15 protein-coding genes and 1 pseudogene are annotated in these 19,158 nt (G+C 74.0%); 4 read left to right on the top strand and 12 right to left on the bottom strand.

The genetic code is table 11. From position 1 onward, the window contains the following. Nucleotides 1–25 precede the first annotated feature (25 nt). Entirely contained in the window at nucleotides 26–520 is a 495-nt protein-coding gene (ybaK, locus tag IDM29_RS02795; protein WP_182111571.1) for a Cys-tRNA(Pro) deacylase, read from the top strand. Between the two features lie 9 nt (nucleotides 521–529). On the opposite strand, the gene IDM29_RS02790 is transcribed toward ybaK, so the two are convergent. After that, complete coding sequence (locus IDM29_RS02790) at nucleotides 530–922, bottom strand: YccF domain-containing protein (protein ID WP_182111572.1); 393 nt, start codon at nucleotides 920–922, stop codon at nucleotides 530–532. A gap of 110 nt (nucleotides 923–1,032) precedes the next feature. Between IDM29_RS02790 and IDM29_RS02785 the strand changes: the two genes are divergently transcribed. Continuing rightward, a complete protein-coding gene (locus IDM29_RS02785) occupies nucleotides 1,033–1,737 on the top strand; it encodes a YggS family pyridoxal phosphate-dependent enzyme (RefSeq protein ID WP_182111573.1) in 705 nt (234 codons plus the stop codon). A gap of 157 nt (nucleotides 1,738–1,894) precedes the next feature. Continuing rightward, complete coding sequence (locus IDM29_RS02780) at nucleotides 1,895–5,419, top strand: ABC transporter ATP-binding protein (RefSeq protein ID WP_255491563.1); 3,525 nt, start codon at nucleotides 1,895–1,897, stop codon at nucleotides 5,417–5,419. A 30-nt stretch (nucleotides 5,420–5,449) separates the two neighbouring features. Here the strand turns inward: IDM29_RS02780 and IDM29_RS02775 are convergent, their stop codons facing one another. Beyond that, nucleotides 5,450–6,499 (bottom strand): biotin/lipoate A/B protein ligase family protein, encoded by a 1,050-nt coding sequence (locus IDM29_RS02775; RefSeq protein ID WP_182111574.1) that lies wholly within the window; start codon nucleotides 6,497–6,499, stop codon nucleotides 5,450–5,452. A gap of 108 nt (nucleotides 6,500–6,607) precedes the next feature. Here IDM29_RS02775 and IDM29_RS02770 point away from each other — a divergent pair, with 108 nt between their 5' ends. Continuing rightward, on the top strand, nucleotides 6,608–7,651 hold the full coding sequence (locus tag IDM29_RS02770; RefSeq protein WP_182111575.1) for a glutathione S-transferase family protein: 1,044 nt from the start codon (nucleotides 6,608–6,610) through the stop codon (nucleotides 7,649–7,651). Between the two features lie 17 nt (nucleotides 7,652–7,668). On the opposite strand, the gene IDM29_RS02765 is transcribed toward IDM29_RS02770, so the two are convergent. The 10 genes and pseudogenes from IDM29_RS02765 to IDM29_RS02720 all read right to left on the bottom strand — a co-directional run. Beyond that, nucleotides 7,669–9,210: a hypothetical protein gene (locus tag IDM29_RS02765; protein WP_182111576.1), complete on the bottom strand. Its 1,542-nt coding sequence runs from the start codon at nucleotides 9,208–9,210 to the stop codon at nucleotides 7,669–7,671. A gap of 98 nt (nucleotides 9,211–9,308) precedes the next feature. Beyond that, nucleotides 9,309–10,904: a citramalate synthase gene (gene cimA / locus IDM29_RS02760; RefSeq protein WP_255491564.1), complete on the bottom strand. Its 1,596-nt coding sequence runs from the start codon at nucleotides 10,902–10,904 to the stop codon at nucleotides 9,309–9,311. A gap of 330 nt (nucleotides 10,905–11,234) precedes the next feature. Further along, nucleotides 11,235–12,365 carry a branched-chain amino acid aminotransferase gene (locus IDM29_RS02755; RefSeq protein ID WP_182111578.1) on the bottom strand — a complete coding sequence of 377 codons (1,131 nt, stop codon included), beginning with the start codon at nucleotides 12,363–12,365 and terminating at the stop codon, nucleotides 11,235–11,237. 80 nt (nucleotides 12,366–12,445) lie between these two features. Next, nucleotides 12,446–13,489: a 3-isopropylmalate dehydrogenase gene (locus IDM29_RS02750; RefSeq protein ID WP_182111579.1), complete on the bottom strand. Its 1,044-nt coding sequence runs from the start codon at nucleotides 13,487–13,489 to the stop codon at nucleotides 12,446–12,448. Between the two features lie 266 nt (nucleotides 13,490–13,755). Continuing rightward, nucleotides 13,756–14,784 (bottom strand): ketol-acid reductoisomerase, encoded by a 1,029-nt coding sequence (gene ilvC / locus IDM29_RS02745; RefSeq protein WP_182111580.1) that lies wholly within the window; start codon nucleotides 14,782–14,784, stop codon nucleotides 13,756–13,758. Between the two features lie 48 nt (nucleotides 14,785–14,832). Further along, nucleotides 14,833–15,357 (bottom strand): acetolactate synthase small subunit, encoded by a 525-nt coding sequence (ilvN, locus tag IDM29_RS02740; protein ID WP_182111581.1) that lies wholly within the window; start codon nucleotides 15,355–15,357, stop codon nucleotides 14,833–14,835. Continuing rightward, complete coding sequence (locus IDM29_RS02735; RefSeq protein WP_182111582.1) at nucleotides 15,354–16,088, bottom strand: aspartate/glutamate racemase family protein; 735 nt, start codon at nucleotides 16,086–16,088, stop codon at nucleotides 15,354–15,356. Before IDM29_RS02735 ends, ilvN begins: the two co-directional genes overlap by 4 nt. 17 nt (nucleotides 16,089–16,105) lie before the next feature. After that, nucleotides 16,106–17,989 carry an acetolactate synthase large subunit gene (locus IDM29_RS02730; protein ID WP_182111583.1) on the bottom strand — a complete coding sequence of 628 codons (1,884 nt, stop codon included), beginning with the start codon at nucleotides 17,987–17,989 and terminating at the stop codon, nucleotides 16,106–16,108. A gap of 302 nt (nucleotides 17,990–18,291) precedes the next feature. Continuing rightward, the gene (locus tag IDM29_RS02725) at nucleotides 18,292–18,840 is read right to left on the bottom strand and encodes a pyridoxamine 5'-phosphate oxidase family protein (RefSeq protein WP_182111584.1); all 549 of its coding nucleotides are present in this window, start codon (nucleotides 18,838–18,840) and stop codon (nucleotides 18,292–18,294) included. Between the two features lie 84 nt (nucleotides 18,841–18,924). Beyond that, a pseudogene (locus IDM29_RS02720) lies at nucleotides 18,925–19,158 on the bottom strand (hypothetical protein); the annotation flags it as partial.

Genomic DNA, 19,158 nt, shown 5'->3' with positions numbered 1-19,158 from the left:
CGGGGCACCTCGGTACGCTGCGGAGGTGGCCAAGAAGCACGCGCCGACCGGCACGCCCGCGCTCGTCGCGCTGGCGGCGGCGGGCGTGCCGCACACCGCGCACCCGTACGAGCACGACCCGGCGTCCGACGTCGGGTACGGCCTCGAGGCCGCGCAGGCGCTCGGCGTCGAGCCCGAGCGCGTCTTCAAGACGCTCATGGCCGAGGTGGACGGCGAGCTCACCGTCGCCGTCGTCCCCGTGACGGGCCGCCTCGACCTCAAGGCCCTCGCCGCCGCCGTGGGCGGCAAGAAGGCGGTCATGGCCGAGAAGCCGGCCGCCGAGCGCGCCACGGGCTACGTCGTCGGTGGCATCTCGCCGCTCGGCCAGAGGACGGCCCACCCGACCGTCGTCGACGAGACGGTCGAGCTGTTCGACACCGTCTTCGTCTCGGGCGGGCGCCGCGGGCTCGACGTCGAGCTCGCGCCCGCCGACCTCGTGCGGCTCACGGACGCCGTCCTCGCGCCGATCGCGCGCGACTGACCCGCGCCCTCAGCGGGAGCCGAAGGGCCGGTCGGTCTCGACGATCTCCTTGCCCAGCGGCATGAGGGAGACCGGGATCATCTTGAGGTTCGCGATGCCCATCGGGATGCCGATGATCGACACGAAGAGCGGGATCGCCGTCAGGACGTGGCCGATCGCCAGCCAGATGCCGGCCACGACCACCCAGATGACGTTGCCCAGGGCGGACATGACGCCCGCGTCCCGCCGGTCCACGACCGCGCGGCCGAACGGCCACAGCGCGTAGCCGGCGATCCGGAACGAGGCGATGCCGAACGGGATCGTCACGATGAGGACGCAGCAGATGACGCCCGCTACGGCGTAGCCGACGGCGAGCCAGAAGCCGGCGAAGACGAGCCAGATGAGGTTCAGGAGCGTGCGCACGGGTCCACCGTGCCCTATCCGCCGCCGCCATGACATCCGGGACCTCCCTGGTCCCGCCCCTGAGGCTTCCCGTCGCCGGCCGGTCGTCACGGCCTCGGTAGGGTCACGCTGTGCCGCACCCCGTCGCCCAGCGCCTCGCCGTCGTCCGTGATCGCGTGGCGGATGCCGCGCGGGCCGCCGGCCGCGACCCCGCCGACGTGCGGGTGCTCCTCGCGACCAAGACTATGCCGGCCGACGTCGTGCGCGAGGCGGTGCTCGCGGGCGCCGACCTGCTCGGCGAGAACAAGGTCCAGGAGCTCGTCGCGAAGGCACCCGCCCTGGGCGACCTGCGCCCGACGCTGCACGTCATCGGCCGCCTGCAGAGCAACAAGGTCAACCTCGCCCTGCGCTACGCCGACGGCGTGCAGAGCGTCGACGACCTCGGGCTCGCCGAGCGGCTGTCGCGGCGGTGCGAGGTGCTGGACCGGGACCTGGACGTCATGGTGCAGGTCAACGTCTCCGCGGAGCCGACCAAGGCCGGCGTCGCGCCCGATCGCGCGCTGGACCTCGCCGTCGCCGTCGCCGCGCTCCCCCGGCTGCGGCTCACCGGCCTGATGACGATCGGCGCGCACTCGCGCGACGTCGGCCGGGTCGCGGCGGGCTTCGCGCAGCTGCGGGAGCTGCGCGATGCGCTGGTGGCGTCCAGCGCCCCGGGCACCGCGGAGGCCGGCGGGCTGTCCATGGGCATGAGCGGCGACCTCGAGGCCGCGGTCGCCCACGGCGCGACCATCGTGCGCCTCGGCACGGCCGTGTTCGGCGAGCGCCCCCACGCCTGAGCACGACGCGGCCACGCACCCGGCGCGCGCAGCCGCCCACCCGCGCCCCCGCCCACCCCGGAGCGTCTCCGATATCGCTGCGACCGGTGTGGGTGCCCACCGCTAGCGTGGAGGGCCCTCGTGACCGCACGGGTGGCGGGACCAGTGGAGCGTGCAGGTGGCAGCGCAGGTGACGACAGCGGGGCAGACGTCGACCGGGACGGACACCCCCGGCCGGGAGGCGGCCGGGGCGGGTGCGCGCAGCCACGACCGGCCCGGCCCCGCGCCCCTGACCTGGCGCCGGCTCGCCGGACCGGCCTCCACCGCCTCCCTCGTGCTGGCGGTCGTGGCCGCCGTCGGGGAGACGCTGGCCTCCGTCGTGGCCGGACGGCTCGCCGAGTCCCCCACCTCGACGCTCGTCCTGGGGCTCGCGGTCCTGCTGCTCACCGCGACGGTCCTGGACACCTGGGGGCGCACCCTCTTCGCAGCCGTTGTCGGCCGCGCCGAGGGACGCCTGCGCGCCGACCTGCTGGGGGCCGCCCTCGGCCAGCCGCTGCCGGTGCTCGAGGAGCAGGCCGTGGGCGAGCTCATGGACCGGGTCGACGACGACCCCCGCCAGCTCGGGGTCACGCTGAGCCGCACCGGCTGGGCGATGGGCCGTTCGCTGCTGCGCTCGGTCCTCGCGTGGGTGGTCGCCGGGCTCACCTGGTGGCCGGCATGGGTCGCCTTCCCGCTCGTCGCGGCGCTCGTGGTGCTGGTGGCACGCCGGCTCACGCCCGAGCTCGCACGCCGCAAGCTCGCCGAGGAGGTCGCCTGGTCCGACCACTCGGCCCAGCTCGAGGAGGCCGTGACCGGACGCGACGACGTGCGCTCCTCGCTCGGCCAGGCGCACGTCGTGCGGCAGTACGCCGAGCGCGCCAGCGCCGTGCTCTCACGGGTCACCGCCACCTGCCGGGCGTCGGTGGCCGTGACGATGCGCACCGGCCTGCTCCTGCACGCCCTGCTGGCAGGCCTCGCCGTCGCGGGCGTGGCGCTGGTCTCGGGCGGACGACTCGACGTCGCGGCCCTGGTGACCCTGTGGCTGCTGGTGACCACGTTCGTGGGGCAGCTCAACCAGGTCAGCCACCACCTGCCCGAGCTGCAGGCCGGGCTCGGCGCGTTGCAGCGCGTGGGCTCGCTCCTCGAGGCCCCGGCGGAGCACGCCGAGGGGGCACCCGTCCCCGCCGGCCCGCTCGCGCTCGAGATCCGGGGGCTGACCTTCACCTACCCGGGCGGCTTCGCCCTGCAGGACGTGGACCTCACCGTGCCCGCGGGCACGACGTGCGCGCTCGTCGGGCGCACCGGGGCGGGCAAGTCCACGCTCGCCAAGCTGCTCTCACGCGCCGTCGAGCCGCCGCCCGGGACGGTGCTGGTCGGCGGGCAGGACGTCACGACGACCGACCTGGACGGCCTGCGCCGCGCGGTGGGCGTCGTCACCCAGCGCACCGAGATCCTCGCGGCGACCCTGACCGAGAACGTGACCCTGTTCGAGGACGTCCCGCGCGAGCGCGTGCTCGCTGCCCTCGCGGCGCTCGGGCTCGAGGACTGGGTGGCCTCCTTGCCCGACGGCGTCGACACGCGCCTGGGCACCGGGGGCACGACGCTCTCGGCCGGCGAGGAGCAGCTCGTGGCCTTCGCCCGGCTCCTGGTCCGTGACGTCGGCGTCGTGGTGCTCGACGAGGCGACCGCCCGCATGGACCCGCAGACCGAGCACCGCGTCACCCGCGCGTCCGAGCGGCTCCTGGCCGGACGCACCGGCGTGGTCATCGCCCACCGGCTCTCGACGACGCGTCGGTGCGACGCCGTCGCCGTGCTCGACGGCGGCCGGGTGGTCCAGCACGGCCCGCGGGAGGTCGTGGCCGCCGAGCCCGGCCCGTTCCGGGACCTGCTCGCCTCGAGCGGGGAGACCGTCACCGTGACGACCAGCGCCCCGCTGCCCGCGCGGGGTGTGCGCCGCGACCCACGCCCCGTCCCCCAGGCGCCGACCCCACGGCTCGCGCGCACCGTCCTGCGCCTGGTCGCCGCCTACCCGCGATGGGGTGCGGCCGGTGCGGTCGCGTTCCTGGTGGGCTCGCTGGTGGGCGCCTACGGCGTGGTCACCGGGTGGCTGTGGGGCCGCCTGGTCGAGGGCCTCACCCAGGGGGGAACGCCGTGGGCGGAGGCTGCCGGGCTCAGCGCGAGCCTGCTGCTGGCGCCGCTCGTGGTGGCGTTCGCGTTCCGGGTCTACCCGTTGTGGTGGTCGGCGGTGACGCTGCGGATGCGGCTCGCGGTGCTTGTCGGCCAGACCAGCCAGGAGCGCCTCGCCCGGACCCCGCCCGGGGAGGTCACCGCCCGCGCTCTCGACAGCGAACGGCTCGTGCTCTACGCCGACCGCTGGGTGGACGTGGTCAACGGCACCCTGCTCGTGGTGGCCACGTGCGTGGCCGGGCGCAGCCTCCTCGCGGGCGCCGTGCTCGCGGCGGTGCTCGCGGTCTCGGCGCTGGTGTCCGCGCTGGGCGCACCCGTCGCGGGACGCTCGGCACGGGTCGCCGGTGACGAGCGCGCCCGGTTCGGGCGGACCCTGGTCTCGGCGCTCGACGGGGCCCGCGCCGTCAAGCTCGCGGCCGCGACACCGGCGGTCCGGGCCTACCTGGAGCGGGTCGACGCACGCCGGGTCACCGCGTCGGTCCGGGAGCTGCGGGTCCGCTCGCTGCTCGAGGGCGTGCCCGCCGTCCTCGTCCAGCTCGGGATCGTCGCCGCATGGGCCGCGTACCTGACCGGGGTGTGGGACCTGGCGACCGCGCTGCTCGTGAGCACGACGGTCACCGGTTCGGGCTGGTTCGGCACCGTCGCGGGGGCGGCGGTCACCGAGGCGCCCGTGGCACGGCGCTGGCTCCAGGCCACCGGCGCCCTCGCCGGCCGCTCCGACCTCGTCGCGGTGCCGCCCGGGGTCGACCTGGTCCACGGGGCCGCACCCGCGCCGCTGCCCGCGCCGCGGGTCCCGCTGCGCCGGCTCACCCTGGCCGGTCTGGACGCCGTGCACGACGACGGCACCGTCGGTGTGTCAGGGGTCGACCTCACGATCGAGGCGGGTGAGCTGGTGCTCGTCACGGGCCGGGTCGGCGCCGGCAAGTCGAGCCTGCTCGCGGCGCTCGCGGGCCTCGTGGACCACGAGGGCAGCATCCGCTGGAACGACGCCGAGGTGGACGACCCGCAGCTGTTCCTGCGCCCGGGCCAGGTCGCCTACGTCGGCCAGGTGCCGCGCGTGCTCTCGGGCACGTTCGCGGACAACATCAGCCTGGACCACGCCCGTGGGGTGGAGGCCTCGGTCGACGACGCCCGGCTGCGCCGCGACGTCGAGGACGCGGGGGGCCACGGCGCGCTCGTGGGCCACCGGGGCGTACGCCTCTCCGGCGGGCAGGTGCAGCGCCTCGCCCTGGCGCGGGCGCTGGCCACCGAGGCAGAGCTGCTCGTCGCCGACGACGTCTCCTCCGCGCTGGACGCCCGCACCGAGCTCGAGGTCTGGGACGCGCTGCACCGCCGAGGCGTCACGGTCGTGGGTGCGAGCTCGAAGCGCTCGGCGCTCGAGCGCGCGGACCGGGTCGTCGTGCTCGACGAGGGCCGCGTGGCCGCGACCGGCCGCTGGGAGGACCTGGCCGAGGAGTGGGGCCACCTGGCGGGGTGACACGGGCCCGGCAGGTGCCGGGCCCGGGGCTCACGGCACGCGCGCCGTCCACTCCTGCGTCGAGAACTTGGTGCGGGCCAGCTCCTCGGCCCGGGCCCGCTCGGCCGGCGTCACGGCGCCGTCGACCGTCGCGTAGCGGCTGCGGAAGTGCTCCTTGAACGCCTCGATGACGTCGGCGCGGGCCATGCCGGTCTGCGAGCGCAGCGGGTCCACGCGCTTGTTGGCGCTCTTGGTGCCCTTGTCCGACATCTTCTCCCGGCCGATGCGGAGCACCTCGGTCATCTTCGAGGCGTCGATGTCGTAGGCCATCGTCACGTGGTGCAGCACGGCGCCGTTGGCCATGCGCTTCTGCGCCGCGCCCGCGATCTTGCCCGCGGGCGACGCGATGTCGTTGAGCGGCACGTAGGTGGCGTCGATGCCGAGGTCGTGCAGGGCGCCCAGCACCCAGTCGTCCAGGAACGCGTAGGAGCGCTCGAAGCTCAGCCCTTCGACGAGCGAGCCGGGGACGGTGAGGGAGTAGGTGATCGTGTTGCCCGGCTCGATGAACATCGCGCCGCCGCCCGAGATCCGACGCACGACGGTGATGCCATGGCGCTCGGCCCCCTCGGGGTCGACCTCGTTGCGCAGCGACTGGAACGAGCCGATGACGACCGCGGGCGCTCCCCACTCCCAGATCCGCAGGGTCGGCCGACGTCGACCCTCGCCCACCTCCTCGGCGAGGACCTGGTCGAGCGCCATGTGCATCGCGGGCTGCTCGGGGCCCTCGTGGACGACCTCGAACTCGTGGTCCTCCCAGCGTGACGCGTGCCCCAGCGCACGGCGCACGGCGACGGCCACGGCGTCCGCGCTGAAGCCGACCATCGTGACGTCGTCGCCCAGGACGCTCTCGACCACGTGCGTGAGCTGCGCGACCGAGGCCGTCTCGGGCATCCCGAGCAGCGCGCCGTCGATCGACTCGAGCGCCGAGTCCGGCTCGAGGAAGAAGTCCCCGCTCACCGCCGCCCGGCTGATCCGGCCGTCGTCGACCTCGACGTCGACGGCCACGAGCTTCCCACCGGGCACCTTGTACTCTCCGCGCATCCGATCACCTTAGGTCGCGTCCGCGGCGCGTCACGCGCCTGCCGGGCCTCGTTCGCCAGGGGCGGATAGGATCGTTGAAGCCTTAACGATCTGGCGGACGGAGCACCCGTGAACGACGACGAGCGACCCGAGCACTCCCAGGGGGGCCGGTACGCGGTCAAGGGCAGCGACTACCAGCGGGACACCCGGTACCTCACCGACCGCATCACGACCGACGCGCGCGACGGCTGGCCCGTCGAGCCAGGTCGCTACCGCCTGATCGCGGCCCGCGCGTGCCCGTGGGCCAACCGCGCGATCATCGTGCGCCGCCTGCTCGGCCTGGAGGACGCCCTCTCCCTCGGTCTGCCGGGACCCACGCACGACGAGCGCTCCTGGACGTTCGACCTCGACCCGGGCGGCCGCGACCCGGTGCTCGGCATCGAGCGCCTGCAGGAGGCGTTCTTCGCACGCGACCCGGAGTACCCCCGCGGCATCACGGTGCCCGCGATCGTCGACGTGCCGAGCGGCGCGGTCGTGACGAACGACTTCGCGCAGATCACCCTGGACCTGTCGACGCAGTGGACCGCGCACCACCGGGACGGAGCGCCGGACCTGTACCCGGAGCGACTGCGCGCCGAGATCGACGAGGTCGCGCAGCGCGTCTTCACCGAGGTCAACAACGGCGTCTACCGGTGCGGCTTCGCGGGCTCGCAGGAGGCGTACGACGACGCCTACGCGCGCCTGTGGGCCGGGATGGACTGGCTCGAGGAGCGCCTCACCGACCGCCGGTACCTGGTCGGCGACTCGATCACCGAGGCCGACGTGCGCCTGTTCACGACGCTCGTGCGGTTCGACGCGGTCTACCACGGGCACTTCAAGGCGAACCGGAACAAGCTCACGGAGATGCCGGCGCTCTGGGCCTACGCGCGGGACCTGTTCCAGACGCCCGGCTTCGGGGACACGGTGGACTTCGAGCAGATCAAGCGGCACTACTACGTGGTGCACACGGACATCAACCCCACGGGGATCGTGCCCGCGGGCCCGGACCTCACGGGCTGGCTGACCCCGCACGGGCGCGAGGCGCTGGGCGGACGCCCCTTCGGCGACGGCACGCCGCCGGGCCCGGTGCGCGACGGCGAGCGGGTCGAGCCCGCGCACACGCCGCTGCGCTGAGCGCGACGGCGAGCGGGTCAGCCACCGACCAGGCGCAGGCCGCCCCGCTCGTTCGCGCCGTCGACCTCCATCAGGACGCGGTCCCCCACGATCGTCGGGCTCCACGGGTAGGCCTCCTGCCGCACGCCGGCGAGCAGCGCGCCGGTCCGGGCGTCCAGCACGTCCACGACGACCCGCGAGCGGTCCTCGCGCGCGAACCACTCGTGGAGCAGCAGCGGCTGCGGGTAGCGGGACAGCACGACGACGTCCGCCGAGGCCTGGAGCGAGCGCAGGTCCTGCGACCGGATGCCCACGCGCCACCGCTCCTCGCCCTCGGGCGTCCGGCCGATCACGGCGCCGGCCGTGACCTCGAGGACCACGCCGTCCGCGAGGACGTTCACCGGGAGGTCGTCGGGGCCGAAGTCGCCGTACGGGAACGTCCCGCTGGTGAACGCGTACGCCTCCGTGCGGACGGCCCCGTCCTCGAGGTCGACGACGAGCCTGCCCGCGCCGTCGTCCCAGGACTCGAACCAGAACGTGCTCCCCACGAGCGTGCCGGCCGGGAAGGTGAGGTGCTCGGACGGGCGCCAGAGCTCGCAGTCGAACGGCGTCGTCCAGGCCGTGGCCCCGTCCCGTACGAGCTCGACGGAGCAGTCCCCCTCGGTGGTGACCAGCAGGGCGGCGTCGCCGACGAGCACGACCTCGCGTCCTGGCGCCAGCTCCCCGAGCGTGCGGCCGGTGGCCCCGTCGAGCAGCGCCACGCCCCCTGCCTCCGTGCCCGTCGCGACGATGGACGTGGGCGGCAGGCCGGGCGCGGACGAGGCCAGGTCGTCGAACGACGCCACCCACCGGGCGCCCCCGGCGGGAGCGCTCGTCTCCCACGCGGTCCGCCCGTCGGCGACCCGGAGGCCCGTCCAGCTGCACATGCCCTCCGCGAGGCTCACGTGATCGCACGACTCCACGACCAGGACGCCGTCCGCGACGGCGACGGGCCGGAACCGGTTTTTCGTCCACGGGACCGACCACACCTCCGCACCCTGCGCGTCCCGCGCACGGAGCTCCTCGCCGGTGCGGACCAGGACCCGGTCCTCCCCCACGGTCCAGACCAGGCGCCGGTCGGGCTCGTCCGCGACCCAGACGGCGTCGCCGTCGCCGCCGAGCCCGACGAGCTGCGACGACTGGGCGAGCACGGCGACGTCCCCCAGGTGGCCGACGTACTCGGCGTACGACTCCACCCCGCTCACCTCGACCCCCGCCCCGGCGTAGGCCAGGCGGATCCCGAGCCACGGTCCCGCGATGCCCCCGGCCACGACGGCCGCCGCCGCGAGGAGCCCGACGCGCGCGCGGTCCTTCGAGCCGACGACGACCGCCAGGGCCAGGGCGGTGACGACGAGGCCGCCGAGGTAGAGCCCTGTCACCCCCAGGCGCCACCCGACGACGCCCGCGACCACGCCGGCGAGCAGGGCGACCCAGGGACCGCGGTCGTCGCGCACGGAGCGCCAGGCCCGGGTGGCCGGCGAGGGACGCGGCGCGTCGTCCGCGCCCCGTGCCAGGACGCGCCCGTCGTCCGTCGTCGTCACTGTCGCTCCTCGGGTCGGGGCCGGCCGGCGCCGCCCGACCCTAGTGGAGCGCCGAGCGGCGCGCACGCCATGCAGGGGGCGCCGCGGCGCCCCGCGCGTCAGCCGCGGTTCTCGACCCCCGCCTGGAGCAGGCCGTAGACGACGGAGTCGACGAGCGCCTCCCACGAGGCCTCGACGAGGTTCGGGCCGACGCCGACCGTGCGCCAGGTGGTCTCCGCGCCCGAGTCCATGGTCTCGACGAGCACGCGCGTGACCGCGTCGGTGCCGTGCTGGGTGTCCATGATGCGCACCTTGAAGTCGATCAGCTCGAAGCGGCCGATCTCGGGGTAGGTCCCGGTGAGCGCCTTGCGCAGCGCCTGGTCGAGCGCGTTGACGGGGCCGTTGCCCTCGCCGGTCGCGATCACCCGCTCGGGGCCGACGTGCAGCTTCACGGTGGCCTCGGCGTTCGCCTCCGACGGGTTGCCGGGCACGGTCTCGACGATGACGCGCCAGCTCTCGGTGTCGAAGAAGCGCGCGCGCGCACCGTCGATCTCCTCGCGCAGGAGCAGCTCGAAGGACGCGTCGGCCGCGTCGTACGTGTAGCCCTGCGCCTCGGCGTCCTTGACCCGGTTGGTCACGCGCGAGAGGACCTCACCCTGACCCGCGAGGTCGAAGCCGAGCTCGCGGCCCTTGAGCTCGATCGAGGCGCGTCCCGCCATGTCGGAGATGAGCATGCGCATGTCGTTGCCGATCAGCGTCGGCTCGATGTGCTGGTAGAGGTCCGGGTCGACCTTGATGGCGCTCGCGTGCAGGCCGGCCTTGTGCGCGAAGGCACTCGCGCCGACGTACGGCTGGCGCGCGAAGGGCGCGATGTTGGTGATCTCGCTGATGGCGTGGGCGATGCGCGTGAGGTCGCGCAGCCCGGCGTCGGCGAGGACGGGCCGGCCGGCCTTGAGCTCGAGGTTCGCGACGACGGTGAGCAGGTCCGCGTTGCCCGTGCGCTCGCCGTAGCCGTTGACCGTGCCCTGGACGTGCACGGCGCCGGCCCGGACCGCGGCGAGGGTGTTCGCGACCGCGCACCCCGAGTCGTTGTGCGCGTGCATCCCGAGGCGGCCGTCGACCTCGGCGCGGACCGCCGTGACGATCTCGTGGACGCCGTCGGGCAGCATGCCGCCGTTCGTGTCGCACAGGCACACGCACTCGGCGCCCCCCTCGAAGCCCGCCCGCACCGCGGCGAGCGCGTAGCCGGCGTCGTACCGGTAGCCGTCGAAGAAGTGCTCGGCGTCGACCACGACCCGGCGTCCCTCGCCCACGAGGAACGCGACCGTGTCCCCGATCATCGCGAGGTTCTCCTCCGGCGTCGTGCGCAGCGCCCGCTCGACGTGACGGACGTCGTGCTTGGCCACGAGCGTCACGACGGGCGCCTGCGAGTCGAGCAGCGCGCGCACCTGGGGGTCGTCGGCCGCCCGCGTGCCCGCCTTGCGGGTCGAGCCGAAGGCCGCCAGGACGGCGTTCTTGAGCTCGAGCTCCGTGGTCGCGCGCCGGAAGAACTCGGTGTCCTTGGGGATGGCCCCCGGCCAGCCGCCCTCGATGTAGCCCACGCCGAGCTCGTCGAGCAGCGGCGCGATGGCCAGCTTGTCGGCGACGGAGAGGTTCATCCCCTCCTGCTGCGCACCGTCGCGCAGGGTCGTGTCGTAGACGTCGAAGTTCTCCACGGTGGCTCTTCTCGTCGAGCGGTGCTGCGGGCGCAACGGGTGCTGGTGGGCGGCGTGACCGGCGGGCCGCCCTCCCGGCCGTGGATGGTGCCGGGGCTGGGGCGGTTCGCGGGGCCGGGCGGTGGGTGGTGCCCGGACCAACAAAAAGACCCCCCGGGATACGGGAGGTCTGCGCGTTCGGCGGGTGGCCGAACGCGCTACGCAATGATGAGGGTGAGGCTGGTCACGCGCCGATGATGCCATACCTACGGCACCGTAGGAAGCGCGTGCCCACGCCGCGGCGCACGACGCGCGCGGCCGGGTCCTGGCCGCGCACGCCGTCGCCGGCGCTCAGATCAGCCGGTGCATCCAGCCGTGGCGGTCCTCGGCGCGGCCGTGCTGGATGTCCGTCAGCTGTGCGCGCACCGACGCCGTGACCGGTCCGGTGCCGCCGTCGCCGACGGTGAGGTCGAAGTCGTCGCTCGCCAGCCGTCCGATCGGCGTCACCACCGCGGCGGTGCCACACGCGAACACCTCCGCGATGCTGCCGTCCGCGAGCCCGTCCCGGACCTCTGCGAGCGGGAGGGAGCGCTCGGCGACGTCGTGCCCCGCCTCGGCGAGCAGCGTCAGGACGGACGAGCGCGTGACGCCCTCGAGGATCGAGCCGTTGAGGGGCGGCGTCGCGACCGACCCGTCGGCCTTGACCACGAACACGTTCATGCCGCCGAGCTCCTCGAGCTCGGTGTTCGTGACGGCGTCGAGGAAGCACACCTGCTCGCAGCCGTGCTCGTAGGCCTCCTGCTGCGGGAGCAGGCTCGCGGCGTAGTTGCCGCCGCACTTGGCGAAGCCCGTGCCGCCGGGACCGGCGCGGTGGTAGTCCCGGACGACCCAGATCGAGACCGGCTTCACGCCGCTCGAGAAGTACGGCCCGACGGGTGACGCGATGACGACGTACTGGACCTCGCGCGAGGGGCGCACGCCGAGGAACGTCTCCGACGCGAACATGAAGGGCCGCAGGTAGAGGCTGGTCTCGCCGCCTGACGGCACCCACGCCGCGTCGGTGCGCACGAGCGCCTCGATCGAGCCGAGGAAGTCGGCCTCGGACAGCTCGGGCAGCGCCAGGCGGTGCGCCGACGCCGCCATGCGCGCGGCGTTGGCCCAGGGCCGGAAGGTCCAGACCGAGCCGTCGTCGTGCCGGTAGGCCTTGAGGCCCTCGAAGACCTCCTGGCCGTAGTGCAGGACGGCGGCCGCGGGGTCGAGCTGGAGCGGCCCGTGCTTCTCCACGCGCCGGTCGTGCCAGCCCTCGTCCACCGACCACGCGATGCGCGCCATGTGGTCCGTGAAGACGGTGCCGAAGACCGGGGCCGCCATGAGCGCCGCGCGCTCGGCGTCGGTGCGCGGGCTGTCGCTCGGGCGGACCTCGAAGGCGTCGGCCGCCGAGGTGTGCGAGGCGGTCCCCGAGGTGGGGGTGGTGGTGCTCATGTCGGTCCTTTCACCAGGGCGGTGACCGCGCCGTCCCGGACGGCTCGGTCTGACGGTACCGGTGGTGACGGCCGGAGGGATCAGCCCGCGACCCGCGCCGCGAGGTCGGACCCGACCTCGGCCGTCGACCGTACTCGGTCGCCGCGCTCGGCCAGGTCGGCGGCGACGGCCGCCTCGACGCGCGCGGCGGCGTCGTCGAGCCCGAGGTGCGCGAGCAGCATGCTCACGCTGAGCACCGTGGCGGTCGGGTCCGCGATGCCCTGACCGGCGATGTCGGGGGCCGAGCCGTGCACGGGCTCGAACATCGACGGCGTCGTGCGGTCCGGGTTGATGTTGCCCGAGGCCGCCAGGCCGATGCCGCCCGTGATGGCGGCCGCCTGGTCGGTGAGGATGTCGCCGAACAGGTTGTCCGTGACGATCACGTCGAAGCGGGACGGCTTGGTGGTCATGAAGATCGTCGCCGCGTCGACGTGCAGGTAGTCCGTCGTGACGTCGGGGAACTCCGCGTTGACCGCCTCGACCGTGCGGCGCCACAGGTGCCCCGCGTGGACGAGGACGTTGTGCTTGTGCACGAGGGTGAGGTGCTTGCGGGGCCGGGCCTGCGCACGCGCGAAGGCGTCGCGCACGACGCGCTCCACGCCGAAGCGGGTGTTGACGCTCACCTCGTTGGCGACCTCGGCCGGCGTCCCGACGCGGATGGCGCCGCCGTTGCCGACGTACGGCCCCTCGGTCCCCTCGCGCACGACGACGAAGTCGACGTCGCCCGGCTCGGCGAGCGGCGAGCGCACCCCGGGGAACAGACGCGCCGGCCGCAGGTTGACGTAGTGGTCGAGCTCGAACCGCAGGCGGAGCAGCAGCCCGCGCTCCAGCACACCGGAGGGCACGCCGGGGTCACCGATCGCGCCGAGGAGGATCGCGTCGTGCTCCCGGATCGTCGCGAGGTCCGCGTCCGTCAGGGTCTCCCCCGTGCGGTGCCAGCGCTGGGCTCCGAGGTCCAGTTCGGTCGTGGCGACGTCCACGTCCTGTCCCGCGAGCGCGGCGTCGAGGACCCGGAGCCCCTGCTCCACGACCTCGACCCCGATGCCGTCACCCGCGACGACGGCGAGCCGGATGTTGCGTCCCATGCGTGCGAACCTCTCTCCTCGCCCCGCTCCGCGGGACGTTCGTCAAACCTGTAGCCATCCACCGACCCGGACCGCACCGGACCGCCCACCCGGACCGGACCGGACCGGACCACCCCGCACCGGACCACCCCACGAGCGCGGAGCGCCGTGCCGCGACACGCCGGCGTGTCGCGGCACGAGGCTCCGCGGTCACCGCACGACGCTCCGCGGGTGGGCACGACGCTCCGCGGTGGGCACGGGGCTCCGCTCTCGCGGTGCCGCGCGGGTCAGCGGGCGGCGGAACCCTCGACGTAGTCGGAGTCCGAGTCCTTCATCCAGGAGAACATCTTGCGCAGCTCGCGCCCGGTGGCCTCGATGGGGTGCGCCTCGCCCTTGGCCCGCAGCTCGGTGAACTCCGGCCCGCCCTTGTCCTGGTCGGCGATGAACCGCTCCGCGAACGCACCGTTCTGGATGTCCGCGAGGACGGCCTTCATGTTCTCCTTCACCTCGGGCGAGATGACCCGGGGCCCGGAGACGTAGTCGCCGTACTCGGCCGTGTCCGACACGGACCAGCGCTGCTTGGCGATGCCGCCCTCGACCATGAGGTCGACGATGAGCTTGAGCTCGTGCAGCACCTCGAAGTACGCGACCTCGGGCTGGTAGCCCGCCTCGGTCAGCGTCTCGAAGCCGTACTGGACCAGCTGCGAGGCACCGCCGCACAGCACGGCCTGCTCGCCGAAGAGGTCGGTCTCCGTCTCCTCGGTGAAGGTCGTCTTGATGCCGCCCGCGCGCAGGCCGCCGATGGCCTTGGCGTAGGACTTCGCGAGGTCCCAGGCCTGGCCGGACGCGTCCTGCTCGACGGCGACGATGACCGGCACGCCGCGCCCGCCCTCGTACTCGCGGCGCACGAGGTGACCCGGGCCCTTGGGCGCGACCATGAACACGTCGTGGCCGGCCTCGGGCTTGATGTAGCCGTAGCGGATGTTGAAGCCGTGCCCGAAGACCAGGGCCGCACCCTCGCGCAGGTTGGGCGCGATCTCGTCGCGGTAGATGTGCCGCTGGACCTGGTCCGGCGCGAGGACGACGACGACGTCGGCCTCCTTGACCGCGTCGGCGACGCTCAGGACCGGCAGGCCCTGCTCCTCGGCCTTGGCACGCGACGGCGAGCCCTCGCGCAGGCCGACGCGGACGTCCACGCCCGAGTCGCGCAGGTTGAGCGCGTGCGCGTGGCCCTGGCTGCCGTAGCCGATGACCGCGACCTTCCGGCCGGCGATGAGGGACAGATCGGCGTCGTCGTCGTAGAACAGCTCAGCCACGGGAGGGTCTCCTTGGTACGTAGGTGTCGTGCAGCAGTGTGGTGGGTCTCAGGCCGAGCGGCTGACGCGTTCCAGCGCTCGGTCGGTGATGGAGCGGGAGCCGCGGCCGATGGCGACGGTGCCCGACTGGACGATCTCGCGGATACCGAAGGGCTCCAGCGCCGCGAGGAGCGCCTCGAGCTTGCCCGGCCCGCCGGTGGCCTCGATGGTCACGGCGTCCGGCACGACGTCGACGACGTGCGCGCGGAACAGCGTGACGACCTCCAGGACGTGCGAGCGCACCGCAGGCTCGGCCCTGACCTTGACGAGCAGCAGCTCGCGCTGGACGGACGCGTCGGCCTCGAGCTCGACGATCTTGATGACGTTGATCAGCTTGTTGAGCTGCTTCGTCACCTGCTCGAGCGGCAGCTCGGCGACGTCGACGACGACGGTGATCCGCGAGATCTCCGGGTGCTCGGTGGGGCCCACCGCGAGCGAGTGGATGTTGAACGAGCGGCGGGCGAACAGGCCCGCGACTCGCGTCAGGACACCCGGCTTGTTCTCGACGAGCACGGAGAGGGTGTGCCGGCTCATGCTGCACCTTCTTCTTCGAGGACGGGTCGCGGCGCCAGGGCCGCGTCGAGCAAGGCTGTGACGTGCAGGGACGTGCTGTCGAGCAGCGGGACCGGCGCCGGCGTCGTGGCGTCCAGCAGCAGCGAGAGCTCGGTGCAGCCGAGGACGACGGCCTGCGCGCCGGCGTCCGCGAGGCGGGCGACGACGTCGAGGTAGGCACGCCGCGACTCCTCGCGGACCTGGCCCTGGACGAGCTCGTCGTAGATCACGCGGTTCACCAGGTCGGCGTCGTCCGGCCCGGGCACGACCACGTCGACGCCGACCACGGCCATCCGGTCCGGGTACAGGGCGCGCGAGGACATCGTGTAGCGCGTCCCCAGCAGGCCGACCCGCGTGGCACCGAGCGCGGTGGCGGCCGCAGCGACGGCGTCGACCACGTGGACCACGCGCACGTCCGGCCCGGCCCCGCGCACCACGTCGTCGTGCACCAGGTGCATGGTGTTGGCGAGGATGCCGACCACCTCGGCGCCCGCGGCGGCGAGCGCCGACGCCTCGACCTGGTAGCGGCGCCCGAGCGCCGGCCAGTCCCCCGCGACCTGGAGCACCTCGACCTCGGCGAAGTCGACCGAGCGCAGCACGAGGTCGGCCGAGTGGGTGCCGCCCAGCCGCTCGCGCACCCCGCGGTTGAGGCCCGCGTAGTACGAGGCGGTCGACTCCCAGGACGTGCCGCCGATGAGGCCGATGCGGCGCATCGCGGCCCCCGCCGGCATCACTCGCCCCGGTCCCACGCGGGGCTGATGCCGCGCGCGTACTGGATCTCGTCGTTGCTGACGCCGGCGGCGACCATCGGCCACACCATCGCGTCGCGCGAGACCGTGAAGTCCACGACGACGGGCTGGTCGTCGATCTCCATCGCGCGCCGGATCGTGGCGTCGACGTCGGCCCGGGTCTCGCAGCGCAGGCCCACGCAGCCGTAGGCGTCCGCGAGCTTGACGAAGTCGGGGATGCGGCGCGTGCCGTGACCCGTGTGCAGGTCCGTGTTCGAGTACCGCGACTCGTAGAACAGCGTCTGCCACTGGCGGACCATGCCCAGCGACGAGTTGTTGATGACCGCGACCTTGATCGGGATGTCGTTGATCGCGCAGGTGGCGAGCTCCTGGTTGGTCATCTGGAAGCAGCCGTCGCCGTCGATCGACCACACGGTGCGCGACGGGTCGCCGACCTTGGCGCCCATGGCCGCCGGGACCGAGTAGCCCATGGTGCCCAGGCCCCCGGAGTTCAGCCACGCGTTCGGCCGCTCGTAGCGGATGAACTGCGCCGCCCACATCTGGTGCTGGCCCACGCCGGCCACGTAGACCGCCTCCGGTCCGGCGATCTCGCCGATCCGCTGGATGACGTGCTGCGGGGCGAGGTGGCCGTCGTCGGGCTCGGTGAAGCCGAGCGGGAACGTCTCGCGCCAGTCGTCGATCTGGTGCCACCACGCCTCGAGGTCCGGCTTGCCGTGCTGCGCGTGCTCGCGGGCGAGCTCGGGCAGCAGGTCGGCGATGACCTCCTTGAGGTCCCCGACGATCGGCACGTCGACGCGGCGGTTCTTGCCGATCTCCGCCGGGTCGATGTCCGCGTGCACCACCGTCGCGTTCGGCGCGAACGACGACAGCTTCCCGGTCACCCGGTCGTCGAAGCGGGCGCCGAGCGCGATGACGAGGTCGGCCTTCTGCAGCGCGGCGACGGCGGGCACGGTGCCGTGCATGCCGGGCATCCCGAGGTTCTGCGGGTGGGAGTCGGGCAGGGCGCCGCGCGCCATCAGCGTGGTCACGGCCGGGGCGCCGGACGCGTCGACGAGCGCGCGCAGCTCGGCGCTCGCCCCGGAGCGGATCGCGCCGCCGCCGACGTAGAGCACGGGCCGGCGCGCGGTCGCGAGCAGCCGGGCCGCCTCGCGGATCTGCTTCGCGTGGGGCTTGGTCACCGGGTGGTAGCCGGGCAGCTCCATCGCCGGGGGCCACGCGAAGGTGGTGCGCGCCTGCATCGCGGACTTCGCGATGTCGACGAGCACGGGACCGGGCCGCCCGGTCTGCGCGATGTGGAACGCCTCGGCGATGACGCGCGGGATCTCGTCCGGGTCGGTGACGAGGAAGTTGTGCTTGGTGATCGGCAGCGTGATGCCGACGATGTCGGCCTCCTGGAACGCGTCCGTGCCGATCATCGAGGCGCCGACCTGGCCGGTGATCGCCACGAGGGGGACCGAGTCCATGTTGGCGTCGGCGATCGGCGTCACGAGGTTCGTCGCACCCGGGCCCGACGTCGCCATGCAGACGCCGACCTTCCCGCTGGTGTACGCGTAGCCCGCCGCGGCGTGGCCGGCGCCCTGCTCGTGGCGCACGAGGATGTGCCGCATGACCTTGGAGTCCATCAGCGGGTCGTAGGTCGGCAGGATCGCGCCGCCCGGGATGCCGAAGACGACCTGCGTGCCGGCGGCCTCGAGCGAGCGCACGATCGACTCGGCGCCGGTCACCGACTGGGCCGGCGTGGCCTGCGCGGTCGCGGCCTGCGCGGTCGCGGCGCCGACCGGGCGGGCGACGGGGGGCTGCGGCGTGGGACGTCCGGTCGGGCGGGCGTCGGACGCCGGCGCCGCCGGGGTGGTGCCCTGGACCATCGTGGTCTCCCTGCTTGCTGGTTCGTGCTGGTGAACGGCACTGGCGGAGCGCGCCGTCGTGGCGGCGCGGTCCTGGCATGAAAAAACCCCTCGGCCCACGGGGGGCTCGGCGAGGGGTGGGCGCGCGGACGGACCTTGCCTGGGCGGTCGACCGGCGCCTAGGTAAGTACTACGAGGATCGTCTGCACGTCGAGCACACTACGCCTGCGCCCGAGGGATGTCACGCCACGGCCCGGCGTGTCCACATCGTGGTTCACCGATCCACGATGCGGGACGTCGTGGGGCGGCGGCGCACGCCACGCTCACCAGTCGACCGCGGGCAGCCCGTCCAGGCTCGTGCGGTTCTTCCGTGCGCGGTACGCGACGAGCTCGTCCCGGTCCTTGCGCCCGTTCGCCGCGTCGAGGATGTCGCGCTCCCCCGTGTACTCCATGAGCGGCACCGCGAACCCGCACGAGTCGGCGACCCGCTCGACGTCGACCACGATCACCGCGCGCACGCCGGGGTGCTCCGGGAACCGGGGCAGCCAGGCGTCGAGCTCCGGGTCCCCGAGCGCGACCACGCGACCACGACCGTGCAGCCGGACGATGTTCGGCCGTCCGGCGAACGCGCACACCATGACCGTGATGCGGCCGTTCTCCCGCAGGTGGGCGATCGTCTCGGCGCCGGACGCCGTGAGGTCGAGGTACGCGACCGTCAGCGGGTCCACCACGACGAGGGTGCCCTTGCCGCCCTTCGGCGAGAGGTTGACGTGACCGTCCGCGGCGAGCGGCGCGGTCGCCACGAAGTAGACCGGCTGGTCCTCGATGAAGCTCGCGAGCCGCTCGGTGATCTCGGGGTGCACGGTTCCCATGGCCCATGGTCTACCGCAGTCCCGCACCCCGGCGCGTGCGCCGCGCGCTCGTCGTCCAGGTCCGCCGGTGGGCGGTCGCCGCGGTCACCAGCCGGCGGCACCCTCGAACGACGTCGGCCGCGGCGTCACACCCAGTCGCTCGTGCAGCGCGGTGAGGTCGTAGGTGCGCTCGTGCACGAGGTGGCTCAGGGCGTAGCGCGTCAGGCGCGGTGCCCGGCCCCCGGGCAGCCGGTGCAGCGCCTCCCCCGCGGTCGCGAGCGCCCACGCCGCGCGGGCCGGCACCGCCACGACGCGCGCGGGGGTGCCGCGCTCGGCGAG

The organism is Actinotalea sp. JY-7885, assembly GCF_014525465.1.
Taxonomy (GTDB): Bacteria; Actinomycetota; Actinomycetes; order Actinomycetales; family Cellulomonadaceae; genus Actinotalea.
The sequence above is the reverse complement of the archived record's forward strand: the minus strand, read 5'-3'. Positions and strand labels throughout refer to the sequence as shown.